We start from the raw sequence: 11,400 nt of genomic DNA, 5'->3' as shown, positions 1-11,400 counted from the left end.
CAGCCTTCTCGAGACGAAGGTGTCCCCGGCAACCCTCCTCGTGGTCAGCGACGTCGTCCGGGCGCAGTGGTCCCGGCCGCGCGACCTGGTCGACGCGGTCGAACAGGCCGCTGTACTGGCGACGGTCGCTGAGCACGCCAGCGCCCGCGAACTCGAGGGCGTCGAGGACGAGCTGTTCCGGTTTGGCCGGATCGTCGCGGGTCAGCCCGAACTCCGCGCCGCGCTGACCACGGACGGCGCCTCTATCGAGCACAAGCGCACCCTGGTGGAGAACCTGCTCTCGGGCAAGGTCAGCACAGCGACGCTGACCTTGGTCACCGAGGCTGTCACCCGGCCTCGAGGACGTACCCTGGAACAGGGTCTCGAGCATTTCAGTCAGCTGGTGGCCGAGCGGGCCAAGCACTACATCGCCGTGGTACGGGCCGCGGTTCCGCTGAGCGAAGCACAGCAGTCTCGACTGCAGGCCGCGCTCACCCGAATCTACGGGCGGGACATCCACCTGAACATCGAGATCACGCCGGAGATCGTGGGTGGACTCTCCATCCGCGTGGGCGACGAGGTCATCGACGGCACCATCGCGGGGCGTATCGCCGAAGTTCGGCGACGCCTGGCCGGCTGACGCGACGACGCACGAACGCAAGACGCACGGCGCCGCACCTGCGGCGCCAACGAGAGCAAGGACATACGTGAGATGGCGGAGCTGACGATCCGACCGGAGGAGATCCGGGACGCGCTGCAGCGCTTCGTCCAGTCGTACGAGCCTGACGCCGCCGCACGCGAGGAGATCGGAACCGTCACCTACTCCGGTGACGGCATCGCCCGCGTCAGTGGCCTTCCCTCTGCGATGGCGAACGAGCTGCTGGAGTTCGAGGACGGCACCCAGGGCATTGCGCAGAACCTGGAGATCGGCGAGATCGGTGTCGTCGTCCTCGGTGACTTCACCAACATCGCAGAAGGCCAGACAGTGCGGCGGACCGGACAGGTCTTGTCCGTCCCGGTAGGCGACGCCTACCTGGGCCGAGTAGTCGACCCCCTGGGCCGGCCGATCGACGGCAAGGGCGAAATCGAGACGACCGAGCGTCGCGAGCTCGAACTCCAGGCTGCCACGGTCATGCAGCGCAAGCCGGTTCACGAGCCGCTGCAGACCGGTATCAAGGCGATCGACGCCCTGACCCCGATCGGTCGCGGCCAGCGCCAGTTGATCATTGGTGACCGGCAGACCGGAAAGACCGCGGTCTGCATCGACACGATCATCAACCAGAAGGCCAACTGGGAGTCGGGCGACCCCAACAAGCAGGTGCGCTGCATCTACGTCGCGGTGGGCCAGAAGGGCTCCACCATCGCCGGTGTGCGCGCCGCGCTGGAAGAGGCCGGAGCGATGGAGTACACCACCATCGTGGCCTCGCCCGCCTCCGACCCCGCGGGCTTCAAGTACATCGCGCCCTACACCGGCTCGGCCATCGGCCAGCACTGGATGTACCAGGGCAAGCACGTCCTCATCGTCTTCGACGACCTGACCAAGCAGGCCGAGGCCTACCGCGCGGTCTCGCTGCTGCTGCGCCGCCCGCCGGGCCGTGAGGCCTACCCCGGTGACGTCTTCTACCTGCACTCGCGGCTGCTGGAGCGCTGCGCGAAGCTCTCCGACGAGATGGGCGCCGGCTCGCTGACGGGTCTGCCGATCATCGAGACCAAGGCCAACGACGTGTCGGCCTACATTCCGACCAACGTCATCTCCATTACCGACGGTCAGGTCTTCCTGGAGTCCGACCTGTTCAACCAGGGACAGCGGCCGGCGATCAACGTCGGTATCTCGGTGTCCCGTGTCGGTGGCGCCGCGCAGACCAAGGCCATGAAGAAGGTGGTCGGCTCCCTGCGCGTGGGTCTGGCCCAGTACCGCGACCTGGAGGCGTTCGCCGCCTTCGGTTCGGACCTGGACGCGGCCTCCAAGGCGCAGCTGGAGCGGGGTGCCCGCCTCATGGAGCTGCTCAAGCAGGGCCAGTACTCCCCCTTCCCGATGGAGGAGGAGGTCGTCTCCATCTGGGCTGGTACCACCGGGCACTTGGACGACGTTCCGGTCGAGGACATCCGGCGCTTCGAGTCGGAGTTCCTCGCCTACCTGCGCCGTGAGCACAGCAAGATCCTCGACGTTATCCGGGAGACGGAGGACTTCGGGGACGACACCGCTGAGGCGCTCACTGACGCGATCAAGGAGTTCAAGAAGACCTTCCAGACCAGCGACGGCACCATCCTCGGCACCGAGGCGCCTGCCGAGGCGCTGGACGAGTCCGAGGTCGGCCAGGAGACCATCAAGGTCGCTAAGACCAGCGGGAAGTAGCCCATGGGTGCACAGCTTCGTGTCTATCGCCGGAGGATCCGCTCGACGAAGTCGATGGCGAAGATCACCCGTGCGATGGAACTGATCGCCGCAACGCGCATTACCAAGGCGCAGCGTGCGGCCGAGGCGGCTGCCCCCTACGCACGGGAGATCACCAGGGCGGTGTCCGCGGTGGCCGCTCGGGTCAGCGACCACCCGCTGCTGACCGAGGCGGAGAACCCCACTCGGGCCGCCGTCCTGGTCATCACCAGTGACAAGGGCCTTGCTGGCGCCTACACGGCCAACGCCATCAAGGAAGCCGAACGCCTCACTGCGCTCCTCAACGAGCAGGGCAAAGAGGTGCTCACCTACATGGTGGGGCGCAAGGGCATCGGCTTCTACAAGTTCCGCGAGCGTCCCCTGGCGGACTCCTGGGAGGGCTTCACTGAGCGCCCCTCCTACATGCACGCCATGGAGATCTCCTCGGCCCTGATGGAGAAGTTCATCCAGGAGACCGCGGAGGGCGGCGTCGACGAGATCCACATCGTGTCGACCGAGTTCATCTCCATGATCAACCAGCGGGCCCGGGCTTCCCGGATCCTGCCGCTGGAGGTGGAAGAGGTCGACTCCAAGGTGCTCGAAGCCGAGCAGGGGCCGCTGCCCCTCTACGAGTTCGAGCCTGGGGCTGAGGAAGTGCTGGACCAGCTGCTTCCGAAGTACGTGACCAACCGGATCTACTTCGCCCTCCTCGAGTCGGCCGCATCCCAGCACGCGTCGCGCCGCGCCGCGATGAAGGCGGCCACCGACAACGCCGAGGAGCTTGTCAAGACCCTGACCCGCCAGGCCAACCAGGCCCGCCAGGCGGAGATCACCAACGAGATCAGCGAGATTGTCGGCGGCGCCGACGCACTTGCTGCTGCCAGCGCGGGGAGTGAGTAAGAGAAGTGACTGCGACTGCTGAAGGGACGGCCGCACCCACAACGGTGACCGGCCGCATCGCCCGGGTCATCGGCCCGGTCGTCGACGTGGAGTTTCCCGTCGGCTCCCTGCCTCCGATCTACAACGCTCTGAAGACCGAAGTCACCCTCGGCGGGGAGACCCGGACCATCACGCTCGAAGTCGCCCAGCACCTGGGAGACAACCTGGTCCGCGCCATCAGCCTCAACCCGCAGGACGGCCTGGTCCGCGGCGCTGAGGTGCGCGACACCGGTGCGCCGATCAGGGTTCCGGTGGGCGACGGCGTCAAAGGGCACGTGTTCAACGCCCTGGGTGAGCCGCAGGACATCCCGAAGTCGGAACTGCAGGTCAAGGAGTACTGGCCGATCCACCGGCCGGCCCCGGCCTTCGACCAGCTCGAGGCGAAGACCGAGATGCTGGTCACCGGTATCAAGGTCATCGACCTGCTCACCCCGTACGTGCGCGGCGGTAAGATCGGCCTCTTCGGTGGTGCGGGTGTCGGCAAGACGGTGCTCATCCAGGAGATGATCACCCGTATCGCCCGCAACTTCGGTGGTGTCTCCGTGTTCGCCGGGGTGGGCGAGCGTACCCGTGAGGGCACCGACCTCTTCCTGGAGATGCAGGAGATGGGCGTCCTCCCGGACACCGCCCTCGTCTTCGGGCAGATGGACGAGCCCCCGGGTACCCGTCTGCGGGTCGCGCTGTCCGCGCTGACCATGGCGGAGTACTTCCGCGACGTGCAGAAGCAGGACGTGCTTCTGTTCATCGACAACATCTTCCGCTTCACGCAGGCGGGTTCGGAGGTCTCCACCCTGCTGGGCCGTATGCCCTCGGCGGTGGGTTACCAGCCGAACCTCGCTGACGAGATGGGTCTGCTGCAGGAGCGGATTACCTCGACCCGCGGCCACTCGATTACCTCGATGCAGGCGATCTACGTGCCCGCGGACGACTACACCGACCCGGCTCCGGCGACTACCTTCGCCCACCTGGACGCGACGACCGAGCTCTCCCGCCCGATCTCGCAGAAGGGTATCTACCCGGCGGTGGACCCGCTGACCTCCACCTCCCGCATCCTCGACCCGCAGTACGTGGGCCAGGAGCACTACGAGGTGGCGCAGCGCGTCAAGGAGATCCTGCAGCGCAACCACGACCTGCAGGACCAGATCGCCATCCTCGGTATCGACGAGCTGTCCGAAGAGGACAAGATCATCGTCCACCGGGCGCGGCGGCTGGAGCGCTTCCTGTCGCAGAACATGTTCGTCGCTGAGAAGTTCACCGGTACCCCGGGCGTGTTCGTGCCGCTGGAGGAGACCATCGCCTCCTTCAAGGCGATCTGCGACGGTGAGTACGACCACCTCCCCGAGCAGGCGTTCCTGAACGTCGGCAACATCGAGATGGCCGTCGAGAAGGCGAAGAAGCTGCAGAGCTAGCGAGCACGGGGAGGAGCGGCGGACTGCTGCTCCTCCCCGGTGGAGCGGCCCTCGGGCTGAGGAGAGATGGCAGTGTCGAAGAAGCTCTTTGTTGAGCTCGTCACGCCCGAACGGGAACTGTGGGCGGGCGAGGGCGACATGGTGATCGCCAAGACGGTCGAAGGCGAGATCGGTATCCAGCCGGGGCACGTTCCAGTGCTGGCGCTGCTCGCGCCCGGGTCGGTCGTGCGGGTCCTGGGGGCCCGCGAGTCCGGTGAAGTACGTGCCGCGGTTCACGGCGGCTTCATGTCTGTGACGCTGAGCGACCGGGTCTCGATTCTCGCGGAGATCGCCGAGCTGGCCGAGGAGATCGACGTGGAGCGGGCCCGTGCCGCGCTGAAGAGCGCTGAGCGCGAGGCACTCGGCGACGCCGAGATGCGGGCGCGTGTCGCTCGGGCGCGGGGCCGGCTGCGGGCCGCCAAGGCTGAGGAGGCCGCCTAACCGGTCCAGCGGTGGCACCAGCGCGGACATGAGACGGGGCTTCCCGCGTATGCGGGGTGACTCTTGGGGGAGCAGCTGAACATCGGAACGTGGTTCGACATCGCCGAATGGTCGTTCTTCTCGCTGCTCGCCCTCGCTCTGCTGGCGCTCGTCGCGATCATCGTGCGGCGGTACGCCCTGGAACGCGGTGGCGGAGCGGTGGAGTGCTATCTCCGTCCCGTGCACGGCCAACGCCGCCCGTGGCGGATCGGATGCGGCCGGTACGGGACTGACGAGCTGCGTTGGTATCGCATCTTCTCCCTGTGGCCGCGGCCGGCAGTCGAGCTGCCGCGCCGCGGTCTCGTCGTTCTGGGGCGTCGCACCCCGGAACGGGAGGAGCTGCGGGAACTGACCGACGACCTGGTGATCGTCGAAGTGGGCTGGACCGCCTCGGACGGCTCCGACCCCAAGGAGCCGGTCTATGAACTGGCGATGAGCGACGCCGCCCTGACGGGTTTCCTGTCCTGGTTGGAATCGTTGCCGCCGGGAGTCCTCTGGCGGGACAGCGACGACGAGTAAGCCGTGCTTGTTCGTGGCGGTGGCCGAGTTCGGCCACCGCCACGAACGTGCGGTGGTCAGCGGCGGTCGCCGCCCGGCCGCCACAGCACATCGTTGCCTTGGTTCACCACCCGGCACAGGATGAACAGCAGGTCGGAGAGCCGGTTGAGATAGGTGGCGGTCAGCGGGTTGACGGAGTCCCCGTGGGTTTCGATCGCCGACCACGCGGACCGTTCCGCGCGGCGGGTGACGACGCGGGCGGTGTGCAGCAGTGCCGCGGCGGGGGAACCGCCGGGGAGCACGAAACTGCGCAGCGTGGGGAGGTCCGCGTTGAACCGGTCGCAGTCCGCTTCCAACCGGGCCACATAGGAGGCATCCACCCGCAGCGGGGGGTGTTCCGGGTTGGGCACGACCGGGGTGGCGAGGTCCGCGCCCAGGTCGAACAGTTCGTTTTGGATGCGCATCAGCACCGTGCGCACCTCGTCGGGGACGTCCCCGAGCGCGAGCGCGACCCCGATCGCCGCGTTGGCTTCCTCTACATCGGCGTAGGCGACGAGCCGTGCGTCGGTTTTACGGACCCGGCTCCTGTCACCCAGCGCGGTGGTGCCGTCGTCACCGGTGCGGGTGTAGATCTTCGACAGCACTACCGGCGTGTCGATATCGCGTTCTTTCATGGACTCACCCTAGCCACCAGGCTTTCCGGCACGGCGGCGCGGGGACGAGTGGACACCGGCCGCCCCGGTCGTTCCTGTCTGGAACGGATACGGCCCGGGGCCCGCCGTGGCAGGCCCCGGGTGGTGTTCAGCCAGTGGGGGAGGTGCGGGTCAGCGCTCCCACCGGTCGCCGCAGCGGTCGAAGGAGGGCTCGGCCAGGGTCCGGGCACGCAGCGGCGCCACTCCGTTCACCGGCAGGGTGCTGTCGGCGAAGACTTCGACCGCGTAGGCGGCGCCGTCGGAGAGTTCGTCGATGCTCGCCCAGTTGATGTGGGCGAGGGTGTCGTCGGCAGTGTGGTAGTAGGGGTCGAACTGCTCCCCAGCGGTACCGCCGTAGCGGGCAGCCTGTTCCGCGGTCTTGGTGCCGTCCGCGCCGCTGAACAAGCCACCGGACGGGATTCCGGCCAGCATGAACGCCCGGTAGTCGGAGCGACCGCTGAACTCGGTGGGCTCTGCGGCCAGGCCGCGGGCGGTGAAGTAGTCTTCGAACACTTTCTGGATCGCCGCTGACCCTGAGGGTGCAGGGACAGAGCCGGGCAGTTCATTGCGGCCGTCGTAGATGAGCCGGGCATAGTTGCTGGACCCCAGCATGTCGAAGTTCAGGTAGAGCGCGATCCGTTCGCGTTCTTTCTCGGAGAGCCGCTCCACATACGAGGTGGAGCCGATGAGCCCGGATTCTTCGCTGCCCCAGAAGGCGAAGCGCACCTTGTTGCGGGGGGTGCCGAGCCGGTTCAACTGTTTGGCGATTTCCAGGACCGTGGCGACCCCGCTGCCGTTGTCGTTCGTTCCCGGCCCTTCGGCCACGCTGTCGAGGTGGGCGCCGACCACCACCACGTTGTTCCGGTCGCCGCCCCGGGTTTCCGCGATGAGGTTGTAGGAGTGGGCCTCCTCCACGCTCGCGTCGACTTTGAGGTGCAGTTCGAGGCTGTCCCCTGCGGCGAGGAGTGCTTCACCGACCTCGGTGGAGGCGCCGACAACCGGGATCGCGGCGGGGTTGCTCACCGTCCCGTTGATGGGGCCGGTGTCGTTGGGGGTGTCCCCGTGGTTGAAGATCACCGCACCGACGGCTCCGGCGTCGGCGGCGCGGGCCGCCTTCTCTTCGAAGGTGCAGGTCCCTCGTTTGAGGATGGCGATCGCTCCGGCGGGGAAGTCGGCGAAGTCCGCGTCCTCGCAGCCGCTGTCGGCTCCGGTGGCATCCACGGGGACGGCGGGCGCGGTCACGTCTCCAGCACCCGAGTAGGCCATGCTCAGGAAGTCGTCGCTGGGGGTGAACTCCCGGTGTTGGGGTGCGGTCTGGGTGAGGACCGGGTCGCTGTGCTCCACCCACTGCTTAAACGAGTAGTGGTCGCGGGTGACCGTGTAACCGGCGCGGCGTAGCTGGTCGGTGACGTACTGTGCAGTCACGTCGTAGCCGGGGGTGCCGGTGGCCCGGTTTCCGCCGTTGTAGGCGGCGATGGTCTCCAGGTTCTGCAGGTGGGTGCGGATGGCGTCGACCGTGACCAGGTCAGGTAGTTCCGCGTCGGCGACAGGGATCGGGAATGCAGCGGCGGGAGGGCAGAGGCTCAGCGCCGCGAGCGTGGTAGCGGCGGCGATGAGGGACAGGCGCGATCTGGTGCGTCTGTGCACAGGGGGGCTGGGTGGTGTAGACACGCTCATCCTCCTGACGGGCGCCTATCCCCGGGGTGGTGGGATAGGCGCAGAAAGTAAGCAGTGACGGATGCAGCTTGTCACTGAATGAGGACGGTGAGCAAGGGGCATTCCGGTGTCGCGTAGAAAAGCGCTGGTCGCGCTGTCGAATCCCGACGGGAAGCGGACTGGGTGCCGGAGAGGGCGGATCCGCGTGCGGGGCGCGGCGGTGCGAGGCTGTCCGCAGCCGCCTGCGGTCACGACGGGGCGGCTGCGGTGTCAGACCTTGGCGGAAGCAGGAAAGGGCTGTTCAGTCGTCGCGGTCAGAGCCTTTTTCCTTTTTCTGGTGTTTGCGGCGTTTGCGGACTACTTCGACGGCGCCCATCAGCGCTACCCCGACGATCCGCACCACCGGGGCTCCCGGTTCCAGGACGCTGGCGGGGGCACCGCCTTTGGCTTCGTAGGCCCCCATGATCCCTACACCGTTGACCCGGACTTCGATGTCGTCGGGGACGATGATCTGGACCGCGCCCATGAGTGCGTTGGCGACGATCGTGGTGTGCGGGGAGGTGAACCGGGCTTCCCGCAGGTCCAGTTCGACTCCACCCATCACTGCCAGCGCCTGGTAGGTGCGGGCAACAGTCCACTGACCGCTCCGTTCCGCCGCCCCCATGAGTGCGAAGGAGAAGATGCCGTCCGGGTTGGTGGTGACGACACGCTCCCGTCCGTAGACCGGGCGAGGCGAGCGGAAGGAGAGGTCGGGCGACTCGGAGGTCTCCGGCAGGTCGCGGAGGAGCGGGGCGAGGTCGCCGAGCGTTTTGGCGCGGTAGACCGCATCGAGCCGTTCGGAGTGCTCGTCGGGGGTAAGCCGCCCTTCAGCCAGTGCCTCGCGCAGCCGCGCCGCGGCCCGGTCGCGGTCGGCGTCAGAGGCGCGAAGGTCACCTCGGTCGGGCAGGGAAGAGTCGCTCATAGCGGAGAGCTTAGTTCCCCGCTGGACGGGGCGGATCCGTGTTCCGCTCAGGGAGCGCCCTGATTTTCCCCCGGGTTCTCCGGGCGGCCCAGCGGGACCGCCCGGAGACGGTCACGGCTAGAACAGCCGCATCTCGTCGGGTTCGATCCCGCGGAGCGCGTCGTAGTCCAGGGTGACACAGGTGATGCCACGGTCAGCGGCGAGGACCCGGGCCTGAGGCCGGATTTCCTGGGCGGCGAAGATGCCGCGCACCGGGCGGAGCGTAGGGTCGCGGTTGAGGAGTTCGAGGTAGCGGGTCAACTGTTCGACCCCGTCGATCTCGCCGCGCCGTTTGATCTCCACCGCGACGGTCGTGCCGTTGCCGTCGCGGCACAGGATGTCCACTGGCCCGATCGCGGTGGGGTATTCGCGGCGGATCAGGGTGTAGCCCTCGCCGAGGGTCGTGATGTGTTCGGCGAGGAGTTCTTGGAGGTGGGCCTCGACTCCGTCTTTCTGCAGGCCGGGGTCTACGCCGAGCTCGTGGGTGCTGTCGTGGAGGATCTCCTCGATGGTCAGCACGAGCTTCTCCCCCGACTTGGCGTGGGTGACCGTCCACACGGTGGGGTTGCCGTCCTCGCCGGGCTGCTCCCGCAGGGTGCACGGGGGGTTCATCCAGTTCAGGGGTTTGTAAGCGCGGTCGTCGGCGTGGATGGACACCGACCCGTCTGCCTTTATGAGGATCAGGCGGGGCGCCATAGGCAGGTGGGCGGTGAGCCTGCCGACGTAGTCAACACTGCAACGGGCGATAACGAGACGCACGAAGAGCACGCTACCGGTTCTGCGGGATCGAGTGGCGCGGGATGCCCCAACCGGGTTGATAATGAAAACCATTTTCAATTACGGTAAGCAAGGTCTCACTCCGCTGCCGCATGACGCTCGGAGAAACGAGACCTAACGTCGCACTGGGGGAGCGGAACGTGAGCAGAGCAGGACGCTCCGCCGCAGCACCACCCCCGGACCTGTCAGAAAGGGGACACCATGTCGCTCACGGTCTCACCCGAACTCCTCGACAAGGCCCGCCGCGGCCCGGTCACCGACGACGAGTTCATCGCCTGCATCCGGGAGTCACTCCCCTACGCCTGGGACGTCATCACCCGGCTCGCCGAGCAGATCGCCACCGACCGCCTCGACTACGCGGCCAACGAAGTCCCGCCGCCAGGCGAAAAAGAACGCGGGCAACTCCTGCGGCTGCTCGCCAGCGACGCGATGCGCGGCGCCGTCCAACGGCACTTCGGACTGCGCCTGGCCTTCCAGAACTGCCACAAAGTCGCCCTGTTCCGCCCCGACGCGGAAACCGCCTACCAGGACTTCATCACGCCCCGTGCCCAACTCCTCAACCAGTCGCCGGAACTGGTCGACTGCTGAGCCGCGCCCCGCATCGGTACCCGGGCCTCCCGTGAACCGGGGAGGCCCGGCGAACAGCGGAAACCGCCCCGTCTAGGGTGGTGGCCATGGTGGAGGAAATCAACAAGGTTGGAGTGGTCGGGCTCGGCACGATGGGCGCCGGCATCGTCGAAGTGTTCGCCCGTGCGGGCTTCACCGTCACCGGGGTCGAAATCGACGACGCCGCCCTGGAACGCGGCCGGACACACCTGGAGAAATCCCTGGCCAAAGCCGTCGCCAAAGGCAAACTCACTGAAGACGAGCAACGCGCCATCCTCGGACGCGTCACATTCACCACATCCCGCGACGACCTCGCCGACGCGCACCTCGCTGTGGAGGCAGTCCCGGAGCGCCTCGACATCAAACGCTCTGTCTTTGCAGACCTGGACCGCATCCTGCCGCCCGCCGCGATCCTGGCGACCAACACGTCCTCGCTGTCCGTCACCGAAATCGCCGCACTCACCAGCCGCCCAGGAAAAGTCATCGGGCTGCACTTCTTCAACCCTGCACCGGTGATGCGGCTCGTCGAAATCGTCACCACGGTCGTCACCGAACCCCACGTGCGCGAGACAGCGACCCAGGTCGTCACCCGGCTGGGCAAGACCCCGGTAGCGGTCGGCGACCGGGCCGGGTTTGTGGCCAACGCGCTGCTCGTGCCGTACCTCAACCACGCCGTCGCCGTCTATGAGCAGGGCCTGGCCACCCGGGAGCAGATCGACACCGCCATCACCAGCGCGGCAGGATTCCCCATGGGGCCGCTCACCTTGATGGATCTCGTCGGCCTGGACGTGCTCCTCGACGTCATGGACGTCCTGTGGGACGAATTCCGCCGCCCCCGCTACGCGGCGGCCCCGCTGCTGCGCCGCATGGTGGCCGCGGGCCTGCTCGGCCGCAAGAGCGGACGCGGATTCTACGACTACTCCGGCGCCGACAACCCCGCGGAACCGGAGC

Annotated in this window: 12 protein-coding genes; 8 read left to right on the top strand and 4 right to left on the bottom strand. The window is 67.4% G+C overall.

Going from position 1 to position 11,400, the window contains the following annotated elements; all coding sequences use genetic code 11:
- The 6 genes from TF1_RS15440 to TF1_RS15415 all read left to right on the top strand — a co-directional run.
- The coding region (locus TF1_RS15440) for a F0F1 ATP synthase subunit delta (RefSeq protein ID WP_061784017.1) at positions 1-619 on the top strand (619 nt) is incomplete at its 5' end.
- 72 nt (positions 620-691) lie between these two features.
- Positions 692-2,335 (top strand): F0F1 ATP synthase subunit alpha, encoded by a 1,644-nt coding sequence (gene atpA / locus TF1_RS15435; protein WP_011292832.1) that lies wholly within the window; start codon positions 692-694, stop codon positions 2,333-2,335.
- Between the two features lie 3 nt (positions 2,336-2,338).
- Positions 2,339-3,253: a F0F1 ATP synthase subunit gamma gene (locus TF1_RS15430; protein WP_011292831.1), complete on the top strand. Its 915-nt coding sequence runs from the start codon at positions 2,339-2,341 to the stop codon at positions 3,251-3,253.
- A 5-nt stretch (positions 3,254-3,258) separates the two neighbouring features.
- Positions 3,259-4,701 carry a F0F1 ATP synthase subunit beta gene (gene atpD, locus TF1_RS15425; RefSeq protein WP_011292830.1) on the top strand — a complete coding sequence of 481 codons (1,443 nt, stop codon included), beginning with the start codon at positions 3,259-3,261 and terminating at the stop codon, positions 4,699-4,701.
- A gap of 72 nt (positions 4,702-4,773) precedes the next feature.
- A complete protein-coding gene (locus tag TF1_RS15420) occupies positions 4,774-5,181 on the top strand; it encodes a F0F1 ATP synthase subunit epsilon (RefSeq protein ID WP_016189120.1) in 408 nt (135 codons plus the stop codon).
- 63 nt (positions 5,182-5,244) lie between these two features.
- A complete protein-coding gene (locus TF1_RS15415; RefSeq protein ID WP_011292828.1) occupies positions 5,245-5,739 on the top strand; it encodes a DUF2550 domain-containing protein in 495 nt (164 codons plus the stop codon).
- A 56-nt stretch (positions 5,740-5,795) separates the two neighbouring features.
- Here the strand turns inward: TF1_RS15415 and TF1_RS15410 are convergent, their stop codons facing one another.
- The 4 genes from TF1_RS15410 to nucS all read right to left on the bottom strand — a co-directional run bounded on the left by TF1_RS15410 (position 5,796) and on the right by nucS (position 9,825).
- Positions 5,796-6,392: a cob(I)yrinic acid a,c-diamide adenosyltransferase gene (locus TF1_RS15410; protein WP_011292827.1), complete on the bottom strand. Its 597-nt coding sequence runs from the start codon at positions 6,390-6,392 to the stop codon at positions 5,796-5,798.
- A 150-nt stretch (positions 6,393-6,542) separates the two neighbouring features.
- Entirely contained in the window at positions 6,543-8,087 is a 1,545-nt protein-coding gene (locus TF1_RS15405) for a M20/M25/M40 family metallo-hydrolase (protein WP_061784015.1), read from the bottom strand.
- A 280-nt stretch (positions 8,088-8,367) separates the two neighbouring features.
- Complete coding sequence (locus TF1_RS15400) at positions 8,368-9,027, bottom strand: DUF1707 SHOCT-like domain-containing protein (RefSeq protein ID WP_011292825.1); 660 nt, start codon at positions 9,025-9,027, stop codon at positions 8,368-8,370.
- A gap of 117 nt (positions 9,028-9,144) precedes the next feature.
- The gene (gene nucS / locus TF1_RS15395) at positions 9,145-9,825 is read right to left on the bottom strand and encodes an endonuclease NucS (protein ID WP_016189118.1); all 681 of its coding nucleotides are present in this window, start codon (positions 9,823-9,825) and stop codon (positions 9,145-9,147) included.
- A gap of 219 nt (positions 9,826-10,044) precedes the next feature.
- Between nucS and TF1_RS15390 the strand changes: the two genes are divergently transcribed.
- Positions 10,045-10,431: an SCO5389 family protein gene (locus TF1_RS15390; protein WP_011292823.1), complete on the top strand. Its 387-nt coding sequence runs from the start codon at positions 10,045-10,047 to the stop codon at positions 10,429-10,431.
- A gap of 86 nt (positions 10,432-10,517) precedes the next feature.
- Positions 10,518-11,400 (top strand): 3-hydroxyacyl-CoA dehydrogenase family protein (locus TF1_RS15385; protein WP_061784016.1); only part of this gene is annotated, 883 nt, incomplete at its 3' end.

Source organism: Thermobifida fusca NBRC 14071 = JCM 3263, assembly GCF_001592045.1.
In the GTDB taxonomy this organism is placed as follows: Bacteria; Actinomycetota; Actinomycetes; order Streptosporangiales; family Streptosporangiaceae; genus Thermobifida; species Thermobifida fusca.
Note: the sequence above shows the minus strand (reverse complement) of the source record. Positions and strands in the feature narration are given on the sequence as shown.